Source organism: Roseiarcus sp., from assembly GCF_052145395.1.
In the GTDB taxonomy this organism is placed as follows: domain Bacteria; phylum Pseudomonadota; class Alphaproteobacteria; order Rhizobiales; family Beijerinckiaceae; genus Roseiarcus.
Genome location: NZ_JBKQOT010000800.1, coordinates 1 through 14775, shown reverse-complemented (window position 1 = coordinate 14775; position 14775 = coordinate 1). Strand labels below are relative to the sequence as shown.

The 14775-nt window shown below is 68.2% G+C and carries 13 protein-coding genes and 2 pseudogenes; 10 read left to right on the top strand and 5 right to left on the bottom strand.

All coding sequences use genetic code 11. The annotated features are described in order from the left end of the window. Window positions 1–460 precede the first annotated feature (460 nt). Both ACLP25_RS27620 and ACLP25_RS27615 read right to left on the bottom strand, forming a co-directional pair. A pseudogene (locus tag ACLP25_RS27620) lies at window positions 461–610 on the bottom strand (IS1380-like element ISCARN79 family transposase); the annotation flags it as partial. A 138-nt stretch (window positions 611–748) separates the two neighbouring features. After that, a complete protein-coding gene (locus tag ACLP25_RS27615; RefSeq protein WP_442472302.1) occupies window positions 749–1231 on the bottom strand; it encodes a hypothetical protein in 483 nt (160 codons plus the stop codon). A gap of 427 nt (window positions 1232–1658) precedes the next feature. On the opposite strand from ACLP25_RS27615, the gene ACLP25_RS27610 reads away from it, so the two are divergent. The 8 genes from ACLP25_RS27610 (at window position 1659) to ACLP25_RS27575 (ending at window position 8786) form a co-directional block, all read left to right on the top strand. Continuing rightward, window positions 1659–2087, top strand: a complete 429-nt coding sequence (locus tag ACLP25_RS27610) for a 5-formyltetrahydrofolate cyclo-ligase (protein ID WP_442472301.1) — start codon at window positions 1659–1661, stop codon at window positions 2085–2087. A 202-nt stretch (window positions 2088–2289) separates the two neighbouring features. Beyond that, complete coding sequence (gene hpxZ, locus ACLP25_RS27605; RefSeq protein WP_442472300.1) at window positions 2290–2676, top strand: oxalurate catabolism protein HpxZ; 387 nt, start codon at window positions 2290–2292, stop codon at window positions 2674–2676. Next, window positions 2673–4115 carry an amidohydrolase family protein gene (locus ACLP25_RS27600; protein WP_442472299.1) on the top strand — a complete coding sequence of 481 codons (1443 nt, stop codon included), beginning with the start codon at window positions 2673–2675 and terminating at the stop codon, window positions 4113–4115. The genes hpxZ and ACLP25_RS27600 overlap by 4 nt, the downstream gene beginning before the upstream one ends. A 102-nt stretch (window positions 4116–4217) precedes the next feature. Beyond that, complete coding sequence (locus ACLP25_RS27595; RefSeq protein ID WP_442472298.1) at window positions 4218–4940, top strand: isopenicillin N synthase family dioxygenase; 723 nt, start codon at window positions 4218–4220, stop codon at window positions 4938–4940. A gap of 257 nt (window positions 4941–5197) precedes the next feature. Continuing rightward, a complete protein-coding gene (uxuA, locus tag ACLP25_RS27590; RefSeq protein ID WP_442472297.1) occupies window positions 5198–6388 on the top strand; it encodes a mannonate dehydratase in 1191 nt (396 codons plus the stop codon). Window positions 6389–6570: 182 nt separating this feature from the next. Beyond that, complete coding sequence (locus ACLP25_RS27585) at window positions 6571–7758, top strand: sensor histidine kinase (protein WP_442472296.1); 1188 nt, start codon at window positions 6571–6573, stop codon at window positions 7756–7758. Between the two features lie 44 nt (window positions 7759–7802). Continuing rightward, entirely contained in the window at window positions 7803–8192 is a 390-nt protein-coding gene (locus tag ACLP25_RS27580; protein WP_442472295.1) for a response regulator transcription factor, read from the top strand. A 93-nt stretch (window positions 8193–8285) separates the two neighbouring features. Next, window positions 8286–8786 carry a TspO/MBR family protein gene (locus tag ACLP25_RS27575; RefSeq protein ID WP_442472294.1) on the top strand — a complete coding sequence of 167 codons (501 nt, stop codon included), beginning with the start codon at window positions 8286–8288 and terminating at the stop codon, window positions 8784–8786. A 33-nt stretch (window positions 8787–8819) separates the two neighbouring features. Here ACLP25_RS27575 and ACLP25_RS27570 read toward each other — a convergent pair whose 3' ends face one another. Beyond that, window positions 8820–9947 (bottom strand): citrate synthase, encoded by a 1128-nt coding sequence (locus ACLP25_RS27570; RefSeq protein WP_442472293.1) that lies wholly within the window; start codon window positions 9945–9947, stop codon window positions 8820–8822. 80 nt (window positions 9948–10027) lie between these two features. Here ACLP25_RS27570 and ACLP25_RS27565 point away from each other — a divergent pair, with 80 nt between their 5' ends. Further along, complete coding sequence (locus ACLP25_RS27565; RefSeq protein WP_442472292.1) at window positions 10028–11446, top strand: CoA transferase; 1419 nt, start codon at window positions 10028–10030, stop codon at window positions 11444–11446. Window positions 11447–11777: 331 nt separating this feature from the next. Then, complete coding sequence (locus ACLP25_RS27560) at window positions 11778–11987, top strand: cold-shock protein (protein WP_442472291.1); 210 nt, start codon at window positions 11778–11780, stop codon at window positions 11985–11987. A gap of 155 nt (window positions 11988–12142) precedes the next feature. Here ACLP25_RS27560 and ACLP25_RS27555 read toward each other — a convergent pair whose 3' ends face one another. Next, a complete protein-coding gene (locus ACLP25_RS27555; RefSeq protein WP_442472290.1) occupies window positions 12143–13717 on the bottom strand; it encodes an HlyD family type I secretion periplasmic adaptor subunit in 1575 nt (524 codons plus the stop codon). Then, window positions 13714–14775 (bottom strand): annotated as a pseudogene (locus ACLP25_RS27550) (ATP-binding cassette domain-containing protein); the annotation flags it as partial. The pseudogene ACLP25_RS27550 and the gene ACLP25_RS27555, both read right to left, overlap by 4 nt.

Sequence of the window (14775 nt, the reverse complement as noted above, 5' to 3'; positions counted from 1 at the left end):
ATTGCGTCCAAGCGATCGGCCGCATTCCCAACCGCCCTGACGCCTTCGGGCGTCCAGTTTGCAAGTGCGATATAGGTCGACATGGGGGGCGCCTCCTCTTCGCAACGAGACCGTACGCTAGCGCGGTCGTGTCCTCGGCCAAAGCAAAACCTTAGCCGACATTCCCCAGATCGCGTCCTTCACCGAGCAAAATCTTCTCCATATTCGTGTTTTGGGCAAGCCGGCGCCGTTGGCATGGGGCGGTTGATGTCGATACGACGAACCGGAACTGGTCCGATCGCCAGGAATTGCCGAATTCTCTGTCGTCAAGGCACACCTCTCCCGTGACTTTCTCAAGAGCCCGTCTCAAAAGCCTACCCCTCGTCCTGAGGCGCCCCAAAGGGGCCTCAGGATGAGGAGAGGAGAGTGACTTTTGAGACGGGCTCTCAGGAACGCGCGACGCACGAACGCCCGACGCTGTCGATGCGACCGGCGGCGGCCTCAATTCCGCGATCAGCCGCAAGATGTCGGAGAACAGATTTCGGGGAATGGAGACTTCCGCCATCTGGAAGGCGATGGTGCGCCCGCGGCTGACGTCCTTTGCGCCGATCTTTATCAGCTTCTCCTTCAAGCCCCCACGCGGCGGCCGGATTTTCGCATCTTAGTTATGCAACGGAAAAGCGCAGCCGGATCAACAGGCCGCTCTCGTTTCATATATGTTGAGTTTTGCACGCCCGTAAGGAAAGTCACGCTAATCGGATTCCCGCAGTCAGCGCTTTTTCAGCCGGTCGAAGATCGCCTGAGCATTATAGGCCGCCCATTGTTCGTGCCCGCCGGAGTAAGTCGCTTCGTATGCTGTCTTGATTTGCTTGACAGCGGTTTCGGCAATCAGGGCATCGTCCTTCCGGTCCGCCAGAACCGTTAGCGCAACGCCCTGATTGCCAAAGCTAGCCGCCCAATCGAGCGGAACCCGCTCGCGGGTTCGTTCCTCCAGCGCCGCGCGATAGGCCGAGACCGCCTCCTCGAGCCGCGCCGTCCCGCTCTCCCCCCTGCCGAGCGCTGCGAGCACGTTGCCGACATTGCTCTGCGTCGCCGCCCATTGGAGAGGAACCCGCTCGCGCGTGAACTCCTCCAGCGCCGCGCGGAAGGCCGCGACCGCCTCCTCGAGCCGCGCCGTCCTGCTCTCCCGCTCCCCGAGCGGTCGGAGCGCGGCGCCCACGCCGAGCGCTAGACACGAAAGCAGATTTCGCATGAGCCTCGCCCGGTTCCCCCGATCGACTGGCAGCAGACTGCACGGCAAGGCCATTGTGTGGAACGGATTTCAATGTCAGCGCCGCCCGACGAGGCGCCCATTCGCATTTTCTGACGATCAGAAATATCTTGCGGTTTATCTGAATATATGGTACTCATATTCCTGAGAGACGAAATCGAAGGAGCTCTCCCATTGTCCGAAGCCGCCGAATCCCCTCCGGCGCCCGCCGTCCGTCGCGACCGATCGCCCCAGGCGCGAAGGGCGGCGAGAGCGAAAAAAGCCGAGCGGGAGACGCGGATCATTGGGCTCATCAACCGCGGCGTTTCCTTCGCCGAGATCGCTCAGCGGGAGCGCGTCACGCTGAACCGCATGCGGAAAGTGGTGCGAGCCATCCTCGAACGGCGCATGCCAAGGGCGCCTGCAGAGTATGTCCGCGACGGCGCAAGGGTTCATGGAGCATGGCGAGCCGGTTGGCTTCGAGGACATGCCGAGGCTCGACTTCTGCGTGGTCGGCTGCGTCGCGGTGACGCGGCGCGGCGGCCGGACCGGCAAGGGCGCAGGCTTTGCGGACCTCGAGCAGGGGTTTTTCCGCGAGCTGGGCCTCGTCGAAGACTCGACGCCGATCGCGACGACGGTCCATTCTTCGCAGGTCGTCGACGATTCCGAGGTGGTCATGGAGGGTCACGATTCGGCGCTGGCCTTCATCGCGACCGAGCTCGAACTGATCGAGACGCTGACCCCGTTCCGCCAGCCGGCGGGCGTCGCCTGGGACAGGGTCCGGCCCGATCAGTTCGCCGAGATTCCCTTTCTCGCCGACCTCCGCGCCTCGCTCGAACGCCGGAAGCGCGCGCCATGACGATTGGGGCGCTCGATCGGCGGCGATCTCCTCCCCCCTTGTGGGGGAGGATAAAGGAGGGGGGTCTCGCCCGACCTCGAAAGCTGTGCATCGGCATCCTCCGCGGCGAGTGCCGCGCGCCCCCCCACCCCTGCCCGCCCCCACAGGGGGGGCGGGAGTTCACGAAGCGGTCAAACTTTTCGCGGCGCCGGAGGCGCGCGCGATGATCGTCGACGACCCCGCGACCAAGGCCGAGGTCGAGGCCGCCTTCGCCGCCTACGAGCGCGCGCTGGTGACGAACGACGTTGCGGCGCTCGACGGCTTTTTCCTGCCGAGCGAAACGGCGATCCGCTACGGCGTGGCTGAGAACCTCTACGGCTACGAGGCGATCAAGGCGTTCCGGGCGGCGCGCTCGCCGGCCGGGCTCGCGCGCGAACTCGAGAAGACCTGCATCGTGACCTACGGCCGCGATGTCGCCATCGCCGCGACTCTCTTCCGGCGAGACGGCGCGCCGGGCAAGGTCGGGCGGCAGATGCAGACCTGGGTGCGCTTTCCAGAGGGCTGGCGCATCGTCGCCGCCCATGTCAGCGTCATCGACGACCCGGCATGAGCGCAACGATTTCCGGCGTCATTCTCCTGCCAACCGACGGCGCGCCCGCGGGGCCGCCGGTCGATTTGGCCATCGAGGATGGCGTTATCGCGGCGATCGCGCCGGCCGCGAGCGCGCCGGAGCGGCGCCTCCTCGCCCTGCCCGCGCTGGTCAACGCCCACGACCATTGCCGTCCACTCTCGCCGACTTCGTTCGGCGCCGCCGCGAAGCCCCTGGAAACCTGGCTTTTGCGTCTGGCCGCGATGCCGCCGATCGACCCCTATCTCGGCGCGCTTGCAGCTTTCGGGCGAGCGGCGCGGGGCGGAGCGGGCTCGGTCATGGCGCACTACACCCGCTTCCACGGGCCCATGTCGCCAGTCGAGGAGGCGTGCGCCGTCGCGCGTGCTGCGGAAGAGGTCGGGGTGCGCGTCGCCTTCGCCGTCTTCCTGCGCAACCGCAACCCGCTCGTGTACGGCGACGACGCCGCTCTCCTGGCCGCCCTGCCCGACGCGGCGCGCGCGACGATCGCGGCGACCTTCCATGGGACCATGCCGAGCGTCGAGGACCAAATCGCCCGCGTCGAGGCGATCGCCGAGGCGGTCGAGAGCCCGAGCTTCACCGTGCAGTTCGGCCCCAACGGGCCGCAATGGTGCTCGGACGCACTTCTTGCGGCCATCGCCGAGCGGTCGCGCGCGACCGGCCGGCGCGTGCACATGCACCTCTTGGAGACCCGCTATCAGCGCGCCTTCGCCGATCGCGCCTATCCTGAAGGCGTGGTCGAACGGCTCAAGACGCTTGGGCTTCTGTCGCCGCGCTTGACGCTCGCCCATTGCGTTTACGCTCGCGCGGAGGAGCTCGACCTGATCGCCGCGTCCGGCGCCGTCATCGCGACCAATCCGAGCTCGAATCTGCATCTGGCGAGCGGCGTCGCGCCAATCGGCGAGGCGATCCGGCGCGGCTGCCGCGTCGCGCTCGGCGTCGACGCCTCGGCGTTCGACGAGGACGACGACATCGTCCGCGAGCTTCGGCTCGGCCATTTCCTGCACGGCGGCTGGGGCTTCGAGCCGGTCGTCACGCGGGGCGACTGGCTCGCCGGCGCCGTGGCCAACGGACGCTTCGCCAACGGCGCGCCGGGCGACGGGGCGCTGACGATCGGAGCGCCGGCGGACATTCTCATTCTCGACCTCGATCGGCTGGATCGCGACGCCGTCATGCCGGTCGAGCCGGTCGACCTCGTGTTCGCCCGAGCGACCGCCCCCCATGTCGACCGCCTCATGGTGGCGGGGAAAGACGTCGTGCGCGACGGGAAGCTCGCGTCCGTCGAGCTCGACGCCGCCGAGGCCGCGCTGCGACAGGCGTATCGTGACAAGATCGGCTCCCGCGCCGCGTTCCTCGACGCGTGGCGAGACCTCGAGCCCGCGGCGATTGCGCATTATCGCGGCGGCTTCGGCTGTTGTTGATCCCCGTTCAGAGCGATGCGAAAATCGAGAGAGCCCGCGCGCTTGACCCGCCCTGAGTGGGGGCGGCCACTTCGATGCGAATTGCCCTGAGGACGCCGGCCCATGACCGACTCGCTGCCCGTCATCGATCTCGCGCCCCTCGGCGAGGGCGAGGCGGAGCTTGTGCGCGTCGCGGCGGCGATCGGCGCGGCCTGTCGCGACGCCGGCTTCTTCTACGCAGTCAACCACGGCGTCCCGAGGGCGGTGATGGACGAAGCCTTCGCCCAGTCCCAGCGCTTCTTCGCGCTGCCGCTCGCCTTGAAGCAGGCGATCGCGATCGAGACGGTCGGCGGCAACCGTGGCTATTCGGGGCTCCGCCATGAGGCGCTCGATCCCGCTCAGGGCCCCGACATGAAGGAGGCGTTCAACGTCGGAGTCGACGTTGCGCCCGACGACCCGGAGCTTCTCGCCAAAAAGCCGTTCCGCGCGCTCAACGCCTGGCCGGATCTCGTCGGCTTTCGCGAAACCATGCTCGGCTATTTCGACGCCTGCGCCGCCCTGGGCGCCCGCCTCCATCGCGCCTTCGCGCGTGATCTCGGCCTGCCGGCCGGCTTCTTCGAGGACAAGTTCGACCGGCCGATGGCGACACTGCGCCTCCTTCGCTACCCGCCGGCGGCGGACGACGCAGTCGGCGCCGGCATCCATACCGACTACGGAAACATCACCTTGCTCGCAACCGACGACGTCGGCGGGCTTCAGGTTCGCCGGCGCGACGGACGGTGGATCGACGCCCCGCCCCTCGCCGGCGCCTATGTGGTCAACATCGGCGACTGCCTGATGCGCTAAACCAACGACATCTACGTCTCGACGCCGCACCGCGTCGTCAACGCGAGCCCGCGCGAGCGTTTTTCGATCGCGTTCTTCTATGATCCCAACCCGGACGCCGAGGTCGCTTCCATCCCGTCATGCGTGACGGACGGCGTTTCGAAGTATCCATCGATCATGGCGGCCGACTATCTGAAGCTCCGGCTCGACGCGAGCGCGCCGAACTAACGCGAGCGAGGCGGCGCCTCGCGCCGGACAGAGGAACGAGGGAGGCTCCCATGTTGCAAACCTGGCGCTGGTTCGGGCCGGACGATCCGGTCAGTCTGGAAAATGTCGCTGAGGCGGGCGCCGTCGGCGTCGTGACCGCGCTCCATCACAAAAACCGCGGCGAAGCGTGGCCCGTGGACGACATTCTCGAGCGCCGCGCCGCGATCGAGAGCGCCGGGCTCGTCTGGCCGGTGGTCGAGAGCATTGGCGTCGGCGAAGAGATCAAGACGCGGAGCGGCGACTTTCGCCAGAAAATCGACAACTACATGCAATCGATCCGCAACGCCGCCCGCTCCGGGGTCAGGGTGTTCTGCTACAACTTCATGGCGATCACCGACTGGACGCGGACGAACCTTAACTGGCGGCTCGCGAACGGCGGAACCGCGCTGCGTTTCGACGCGCTCGACTTCGCCGCCTACAATCTCTTCATCCTCGAGCGCGCCGGCGCCGGGGACGATTATCCGCCCGAGCGCATCGCCGCCGCGAAGGCGCGGTTCGAGGCGATGACGCCCGAGGCGAGGGAGTCGCTCGAACGGGCGCTGATCGATTGGCTGCCGGCGGGCGACTTCACCTACGACCGCGCGAGCTTCCGCGAGGCGCTGGCGCGCTACCGGGACGTCGGCGTCGAGGACATGCGCGACAACCTGATCGCCTTCGTCCGCGAGATCGTGCAAGTCGCCGAGGAGGAGGGCGTGCGGCTCGCCATCCATCCCGACGATCCCGCCTTTCCCATTTTCGGGCTGCCGCGCGTGCTGTCGACCGCCGAGGACGTGCGGAAGCTGTTCGAGGCCGTGCCGTCGGAGGCTTGTGGGATCACGCTTTGCGCCGGGTCGTTCGGCTCGAACCCGAAGAACGATCTCGTCGCCATGGCGCGCGAGTTCGGGCCGCGCATCCACTTCGTCCATCTGCGCAACGTGAAGCACGAGCCCGACGGCTCGTTCTTCGAGGCGGACCACCTCGCGGGCGACACAGACCTCGTCGCGCTCGCGGCCGAAATCATGACGGAGGAGGCGCGCCGCCGCGCGGAAGGCCGCGCCGAGGCGGACATTCCGATGCGCCCGGACCACGGCCATCTCCTCGGCGACGACCGGCTGAAGCGCTCCAATCCCGGCTATTCCTTCATCGGCCGCCTCAAGGGCCTCGCGGAGTTGCGCGGGGTGATGCAGACGGTCGAGGCGTTCCGGTCCGGCCGGGTGGGGTAAAGTGCGGCGCGACGGATTTCCGTTCAATTCCGATATCATCGAGCGGCCGGTCCGCGACAAAGGCCTGTCTCTTCGAAGTCACTCCCAGGAGTCGCCAAGAAAGCCCGATGCCGAAGGATTTGAGAGGCGCGGACCTTTTCGACAGAGCGCCCATTCCGATTCTCCGCAAAGACTGGTCCGGCGTGAAATCCGCCCTGGCGCAGATCCGAGCCTCGGGCGTCGGCGACGTCGTGGCTCACCTGGCCACACGTCCCGATGTGATCGAAAAGTTGCGAACCTATCACCGCTTCGTCGATGCGAACCGCGCCGCGATACGCCTGCTCGGAGCGGAATCGAAAGAGCATTTTTTCGCAGTCGCCCGGCAACTGCTCCCGGCGAACGTCGCGAGCAACATCAAGGTCCTGGAAGCGTTCGAGCGCGGAGAGACCACCATGCAGGGCGAGCGGACGCTTCGGACCTTCGATGGGCGAACCGTTCCGATCATCTGGCGCGGCGTGATTCTCGACGAGGACGCCCAAGACATTCTCTTCTATGCGTTCGACGTCTCCGAGCAGCGGCGGGCCCAGGACGCCCTGCGGGCGGCGCAGGCCGAGCTTGCGCACGCCTCTCGCGTGTCGCTGCTCGGCGAGCTTTCGGCTTCGATCGCCCACGAGGTCAAGCAGCCGCTGGCGGCGATCAAGATCTTCTCGGACGCCGCTCGGCGCTGGCTGCGGGCCGATCCGCCGAAGACGCAGGAAATGGCCAACGCCATCAATCAGATTGCGCAAAACGCAACGCGCGCGGCCGACGTGGTCGACCGCATCCGCGCCTTCAGCCGCAAGGCGCAGAGCGACCCTGCGATCGTGGACGGGGCCGCCTTGGCGCACGGCGCCCTCCTCCTGGTGGAACGGGAGGCGAGGGAGCATGGGGTCGAGCACCGGCTGGACGCCGCTCCTGGGGCCCCGAAGATACGCGGCGATCTCGTCGGGCTGCAGCAGGTCCTGGTCAATCTCCTGCTCAACGGGATCCAGGCCATGGCCGAGGCCGGCAGCCGGCCTCGTCGCCTCGCCGTATCGGTCGCCCCGAACGCCGATCTTCGCAGGCTCGAGTTCCGGGTGCGGGATTCCGGCCCGGGAATTCCGGCGGAAAACCGCGAGCGCATTTTCGCTCCGTTCTTCTCGACCAAGCCGAACGGAATGGGCATGGGCCTTCCATCGTCAACGAGCATGGCGGAGAGCTTCAGTTCGAGGACGCCGAACCTGAAGGGGCCTGTTTCTTGTTCTCGCTTCCGGTCGCGCGAGGCGTGGCTCTGGCGTCCGTGGGGGCGATCAACCGGGCCTAAACATTTGTATGATTTAGTCGCAACGCCATTCGACGCTATAGCGTGTTAACCGGTCGCATCCTGCGCCGACGGCTCCGCGCGGAGGCGCCCCGAGTGTCTGTTTCTGCGACGATCGCGATCATCGAGCACGACGATTCCGTTCGCGCGGCGATCGTGAGCCTCGTCCGGTCGCTGGGTTTCGTCGCCACATCGTTTGCGTCGGCCGAGGCGTTTTTCGGCTCGGCGACACTCGGCCGCACGGACTGCATCGTCACCGACGTGCAGATGCCCGGAATGAGCGGGCTGGAGCTTCAGAGCCATCTGGCGGCGCAGGGCGATCGAACCCCCGTCATCTTCATCACGGCCTTTCCCGAGGAGCGCGTGCGCCGGCAGGCGATCGCCGCCGGAGCCATCGGCTTCCTCGCCAAGCCGTTCGACGGCGACGCGATGAGCGCGTGCATCGAGCGCGCTCTCAAGGCAAGCGGCCTCTCCGCGAGCTCCTGACCGCTTGCGCCGGCCCGCGCGGCGGGTCCGCCGATCGGAGGATGGTCCGACGCCGCGTGTCCGATGTATCCTCTTTGGTTCGGAGACGGCGGCATGTCGGCGAGCGAGCGCGACCTTGGCAGTTCGAGAAGCCTTTTGTCGGGGTTGCTCGCGCTGCTGCTGGTCGCGGCGGCCGCCTCGCTCAGATCGCTGGCGACGGCGCCCGCTCTCGTGTCCTGGTACGGGGGGTTGGAAAAGCCGGCGTTCAGCCCGCCGATCGCGGTCTTCCGTCCGGTCTGGGCGGCGCTTTACCTTCTGATGGCCTTCGCCTTCTGGCGCGTCCTCAGCCTGTCGCCCCGCGTTCCCGGCCGCCGGCTTGCGATTGTCCTCTTCCTTGCCCAGCTCGCCCTGAACGCCTTCTGGTCGTTCCTCTTCTTGGACGCCCACAGCCCGCTCATGGGCCTGATCGACATCGTACCCCAGTGGCTTCTGATCGTCGCGACCATCGCCGCCTTCTGGCCGCTCGATCGGTCCGCCGCTCTGGCGCTCGTCCCGCTCGCCGCCTGGGTCGGCTTTGCCAGCCTCCTCAATTTCGAGGTCTGGCGGTTGAACTGAGCGGGGCCGCCGCCGCTCATCGCCATGGTGGCGCTATGCGCGCGGCTCCGGCCCCTCGTAGCGGGCGCGGGGGCGGATCAGCGTCCCGGTCTCGGCCTGCTCGACGATGTGGGCGGCCCACCCGACGCTGCGGCCGATGAGGAACAGGGAAAACGGCGCGCTGGCCGGCAGCCGGCTTGCCCGCGCGAAGGCCGCGAGCGCGAAATCGACGTTCGGCCCGGCCCCGGTCGCGTCGTAGGCGGCCTCGCGGACCGCGCGCGCGGTTTCATCGATCGCGAGTCCGTCGAGCATCGCGATCGCGCGCGGGTCGCCGTCGGGATAGAGCGGATGGCCGAATCCGGGAAGATTATGCCCGCGCGCGAGCCAGCCGCCGACCGCCGCGCCGGCGCCGCGCTTTTCGGCCTCGTCCATCAAGGCGGCCAGCGCCCTCGCCGCGCCGCCATGCCGGGGACCCGACAGCGCGCAGAGGCCCGCGAACAGCCCGGCGGCGACGGAGGCGCCGGTCGACGCGGCGACGCGCGCGGCGAAGGCGGAGGCGTTGAGTTCGTGATCGGCGACCAGAACCAGAGTCCGCCGCGCCCGTTCGACGTCCGCAGGCTCAAGCGACCATGCGCGGCCGAGACGCCGGTGGATCGGCGCGTCGCCGTCTCCGACGCCGAGGCTCGCCGCGATGTGGCCGATCGCCGTCTCGGCGTCCCGGTGCAGCCGGTCGGCGCTCCGCCCCAATGTCGGGGCGGTTCGCTGCGCCAGCGCCCCGAGGGCCTCGAACGGATTCGCGCCGTGCGGCTCCGGCGTCGGGAAGCACGGTTCTGCGCCGGCCCGCCACAGCAGGGCGGCGGTCGTCTCCAGCGTCGCCGTCTCGGCCCATTCCACGGCGTCGACGCCCCGATAGACGAGAACGCTGTGACGCACGGTCGAAACGCTTGTCGTGATCGCCGGCTCGCCCCAGTGAAACGCGCCGGCGGCGATGTCCGCGGTTTTCCGCCCGCGCGCCTGGCGCGCGCCGAGCGTGGCCACGTCGTCGGCCCGGTAGAGGCTGCGCCGCGGATCCGCAGGATCGGGCCGCACGCCAACGCGGCCGCGGCTGACATAGGCGTAGAGCGTCTGCGGTCGGATCCCCAGCGCGGCGAGGGCGGAGTCCCGCGTCATCCAATCGGTCATAGATTGATTCTATTTATCAAGATTGATCGTCATGCAACGGCGCGCCATCCTGCGCCAGAACTTTTGCAGGAGATCGCCTAATGAGTGCGATGACGAATCCTGGGATGGAGGATCGGGCGGACGGCGGCGACAAGGGCGCCGACCGGCTGGTTCTGGAGGCGATCGGCGCGTCGCTCGGGTTGCCGCCCCAAGCGACGGACCGCGTCCGCTTCGATGGTCCCGACTGTCTTCCATCCGCCTTTCCGGTGACGGCGCTGGCTTCGGCCGCGATCGGCGCGGCGGGCCTGGCGGTCTCCGAACTCGTCGCCGCGGTCGCGGAGGCGCCGCCCGTCAGGGTGGACCGGCGCCTCGCCGCCCTATGGTTCGGACTCTCGATCCGGCCGGTCGGTTGGACGCTGCCGTCGCCCTGGGACCCGATCGCGGGCGACTATCCCGCCGCCGACGGCTGGATCCGCCTCCACACCAACGCGCCCCGCCACCGCGCCGCGGCGCTCGCTGTGCTCGGTTCGGCGGCCGAGCGGCCGGCCGTCGCGGAGGCCGTCAGGGGCTGGTCGGCCGACGCGCTCGAACAGGCGGTGATCGAGGCGGGCGGATGCGCCGCGATGATGCGATCGGTCCCGGAATGGGAGGCCTCTCCGCAAGGGCGCGCGGTCTCCGCCGAGCCGCTGATCGCGTTCGCCGACGCGCGCAAAACCTCGTCCGCCTGGCGGCCGACCGCCGATCGGCCGCTCGCGGGTCTCAAGGTCCTCGACCTGACCCGCGTGCTGGCCGGCCCGGTCGCGACCCGCTTTCTCGCAGGCTTCGGCGCCGATGTCCTGCGCATCGATCCGCCGGATTGGAACGAGCCGGCGATCGAGCCCGAGGTCACGCTCGGCAAGCGTTGCGCGCGGCTCGATCTCAGGCACGCGGCCGACCGGGCGCGGTTCGAGCGCCTCATCGCCGAGGCCGACCTCTTCATCCACGGCTACCGGCCGGACGCGCTCGACGCCCTGGGCTACGGCGAGACCGTCCGCCGCGGCCTAAATCCGGGGCTCGTCGACGTCTGCCTCGACGCTTACGGCTGGTCGGGTCCGTGGCTTAATCGCCGCGGCTTCGACAGCCTCGTCCAGATGTCGACGGGGATCGCCGCCGCGGGCATGGCCTGGCGGGACGCCGACAAGCCCGTCCCGCTGCCGGTTCAGGCCCTCGACCACGCCACCGGCTATCTCATGGCGGCGGCGGCTGTCCGCGGCGTCGCGCAGCGCCTCGCCGACGGGCGGCCAACCTCCGCGAAGGCCTCGCTCGCCCGGACGGCGGCGCTGCTCGTCGCGCTGCCGCGCGGGCCGTCGGAGGAGGCCGCCCTGCGCCCGGCCGAGGCGGACTATGCGGCGGCTGTCGAGGCGACGGATTGGGGCCCGGCGCGGCGCGCCCTTCCGCCCGTCGCCGTCGCCGGCGCGCCGCTCGCGTGGAGCCAGCCTGCGCGGCGCTTAGGCTCGGAGACCGCGAACTGGCCGCAGTGAGGGGGTTCCGGCCGTCTCCCGCGTCGGCGTTCTTCCGTCGGCCTCGTACGGGTCCGCGATCGGAGCGCGGCGGCGGCCCCGAAACCCCCATCGATTCCGCTCCCCGTTCGTCACGCGGCTTGCTTTTCAATGCGCCTGAGCAATGCTCAAAAATCGACGAGACCGCCTTGCAACAAACACAATCCCGATATAGAAGGGCGGTGATTTTGGACGGCCAAGTTCTATGTTTTGCGCCTCGGCGCGGCGACGACACTTCCCTTCAATTTCGACTCTCTGCCGTGAACACGTCGTTCACGTGCGAACTACAACGCATGATTGAAAGGAAATCGTCATGGCGACCGGAACGGTGAAATGGTTCAACGCCACCAAGGGCTTCGGCTTCATTCAGCCTGACACGGGCGGGACGGATGTGTTCGTGCACATCTCCGCCGTCGAGCGCGCGGGCATGCAGACCCTCAACGAAGGCCAGAAGGTCCAGTTCGAGTTGGTCCGCGACAGCAAGTCGGGCAAGAGCTCGGCTGGAAATCTTCAGGCCGCGTAAGCGCTCTGCACGCTCACCGACCGAGGCATCGGCGATGAGGTGAGGCTCTCCTGGAACTCCAGCGAAAGGCCCCGCGCCCCTCCGGGCGGCGGGGCCTTTTGTTTTCGATGACAAACGCTGAGCAAGATGCAGCAAAGCCTTGTTCCGACTGCGCCCTACCTCTCTCGTGCGGCCTCGGACGCGATCTTGGCGAGCGGCGACAGCAGGTAGTCGATAACCCGTTGCGAGTCTGTCTTGATTTCGACGGTGACCGTCATGCCGGGGGTGAGGGGGACGATCGAGTTGTCGATTTTCATCGCGGTTTCGCCGAGTGCGACGGTGACGGGGAACACAAAGCTTTCCGCCTGACCAGGGGCGGTCGTCGAGGGCGCCTGGGTCGGGTTGGCCGTGGCGGCGGCGTTGGCGAGGGCGCGCTTGGCCTCCTGCTCGGTCACAGCGCTCGGGGCGATCTTGATGACTTTGCCTTGCAGCACGCCGAAGCGGGTGAAGGGGAAGGCGTCGACCTTGATGACTGCCGGCTGCCCGAGTTTGACGAAGCCGATGTCGAGGTTCGCAACCAGCGCCTCGACCTGAAGCTTGCCGCCGTTCGGGGTGATGACGGCAAGCTGCTGGCCGGTGGTGACCACCTGGCCGACCGTGGTCACCGCCGTCTGTTGCACGACGCCGTCGAGCGGCGCGTAAAGCTCGGTGCGCTGAAGGCGCGCGGTCGCCTTCGCAAGAGCCTGACGCGCTTCGTCCCGCTTGCGCGAGGCCTCAGCGAGCTTGTTCTCATTGTCGGCGATGAACTGCGAGACGGTCTTCGTCCGCTCGCTCTCCAATTCCCTCATCGCGGCGTCGGTCTCGATCAACTGGCCCTCGTCGGAGGCGAGCTGGGCCTGATATTTCTCCAGCTCCTCCTTGGCGTCGTAGAGGTTGACCTTGGTGCCGACTTGCTTGTCGATCGCCTCCTGGCGCGTGGCGACGCGCGCATTTAGCGTGTCCATCAGCGTGCGCTGGAAGGCGATGCTCATGTCGAGGCGCTTCCGGGTCGCGAGCTTCTGCGCCATCTGCCTGTCGAGCGCCTTGAGCGCGTCCGAAAGCTGGGTCAGATCTGCGCGCAGAACCGACTCCTCGCGCAGCCGGAACGGCTCGGGCGGACTGTCGTCCCAGCCGATGGAAAACGCCGGCCGCCCTGCAAGCGCCTCGACCGGGCTCGGCGTCGGCGCCTCGCTTGTCGCTTTCTCAGCCGCGCCATTGTCCTGGCCGCCATCTGCGTGCGCTTCTTGCGCTTCTGCGCTCCGGACGGCCTCGATCGCGAAGCGGCGCCGCGCGATCTCGGCGCGGCTGGCGTTGAGCGCGTCCTCGGCGGCGGTTGCGTCCGCGTTGGCCTCCGCCGGGTCGAGTTCAAAGATGAGATCGCCCGCCTTGACCGTCTGCCCCGCCTCGACATGGATCGCAGCGATCTTGCCGGGATCGAGCGGCTCGATCACCTTGGAATAGCCGGCCGTCTCGATCTTGCCCTGCGCGACGGCGTGCACGTCGAGTCGACCGAAGAAGGACCAGATGAGCGCCGCGAGCGCGAACGTGCAGATCGTCGCGATCAGCGCGATCGGCGCCGGCGGAGGCGGCGACTCCAGGATTTCCAGCGCCGCCGGCAGGAACTCGCGGTCGCGGCCCGAGACCGCGCGGCGTGCCTGCGGCGGGGGCGGGGGAGGCGGCGCTACGGCCGGGAGCGCGGTCCGTTCGTTCATGCGGGCGTCCTCGCCTGGTCGGACTGCAAATCCCACAGATGGGCGTAGAGGCCGCCCTCGCGCCGCAGAAGCTCGTCGTGCGACCCGACCTCAACGATCTCCCCGCGAGCCATGTCGACGATCCGGGTGCAGGGACGGACCGCCGCCAGCCGATGGGCGATGATGACAACGGTACGGCCGCGCACGATCGCGCGCATATTCTCCTGGATGATCCGCTCGCTGTCGTAATCGAGCGCCGAGGTCGCCTCGTCGAGGATGAGGATGCGGGGGTTGGTGGCGAGCGCGCGGGCGATCGCGATGCGCGGGCGCTGCCCGCCGGAGAGGTTCGCGCCGCGCTCCTCGATCATCGTGTCGTAGCCCTGCGGAAGCTGAGCGATGAACTCGTCCGCGCCGGCGAGCCGCGCCGCCTACATCACCAGCACCCGCGGCATCGCTGGGTCGCCGAGCGCGATGTTCTCGTGGATCGTCCGGTTGAACAAAATGTTTTCCTGCAGCACCACGCCGATCTGGCGGCGCAGCCAGCCCGGATCGAGCTGGGCGACGTCTACGCCATCGATCATCACCTGTCCGATCTGGGGCCCATAGAGGCGCTGGATCAATTTTGTCAGCGTCGACTTGCCCGAGCCCGACGGCCCGACGATCCCGACCACTTCCCCAGGCGCGATCGACAGCGTCACGTTGCGCAGGACGTCGGGCGCGTCGGGCCGGTAGCGCATGGTTACGTTGCGGAACTCGATCGCCCCGCTCGGCGGCGGCAGGGTCAAAAGGTTTTGCGGCACGGGCTCGGGCGGCGAATTGAGGATGTCGCCGAGCCGCGCCACCGACACCTGCACCTGCTGGAAATCCTGCCAGAGCTGCGACAGGCGCAGGATCGGCTGCACGACCTGGCTCGCGATCATGTTGAAGGCGATGAGCTCGCCGACCGACATCGAGCCCTCGATCACCGCCTCGGCGCCGACGAACACGATCAGCGCCGTCGTGACCTTGCTCACGTACTGGATCATGTTCTGGCCGAGCGCGCCGGTGACGCCGGCGTCGAAGGACTTGCTCACGTAAGA

Bases quoted from the DNA above. Each gene is read 5' to 3' on its own strand.
- hpxZ (WP_442472300.1), top strand. From the start codon at position 2,290: ATGATCGTCGACGACCCCGCGACCAAGGCCGAGGTCGAGGCCGCCTTC.
- ACLP25_RS27610 (WP_442472301.1), top strand. From the start codon at position 1,659: ATGTCCGCGACGGCGCAAGGGTTCATGGAGCATGGCGAGCCGGTTGGC.
- ACLP25_RS27575 (WP_442472294.1), top strand. From the start codon at position 8,286: ATGTCGGCGAGCGAGCGCGACCTTGGCAGTTCGAGAAGCCTTTTGTCG.
- ACLP25_RS27595 (WP_442472298.1), top strand. From the start codon at position 4,218: ATGACCGACTCGCTGCCCGTCATCGATCTCGCGCCCCTCGGCGAGGGC.
- ACLP25_RS27600 (WP_442472299.1), top strand. From the start codon at position 2,673: ATGAGCGCAACGATTTCCGGCGTCATTCTCCTGCCAACCGACGGCGCG.
- ACLP25_RS27615 (WP_442472302.1), bottom strand. From the start codon at position 1,231: ATGCGAAATCTGCTTTCGTGTCTAGCGCTCGGCGTGGGCGCCGCGCTC.
- ACLP25_RS27560 (WP_442472291.1), top strand. From the start codon at position 11,778: ATGGCGACCGGAACGGTGAAATGGTTCAACGCCACCAAGGGCTTCGGC.
- ACLP25_RS27565 (WP_442472292.1), top strand. From the start codon at position 10,028: ATGAGTGCGATGACGAATCCTGGGATGGAGGATCGGGCGGACGGCGGC.
- ACLP25_RS27570 (WP_442472293.1), bottom strand. From the start codon at position 9,947: ATGACCGATTGGATGACGCGGGACTCCGCCCTCGCCGCGCTGGGGATC.
- uxuA (WP_442472297.1), top strand. From the start codon at position 5,198: ATGTTGCAAACCTGGCGCTGGTTCGGGCCGGACGATCCGGTCAGTCTG.
- ACLP25_RS27555 (WP_442472290.1), bottom strand. From the start codon at position 13,717: ATGAACGAACGGACCGCGCTCCCGGCCGTAGCGCCGCCTCCCCCGCCC.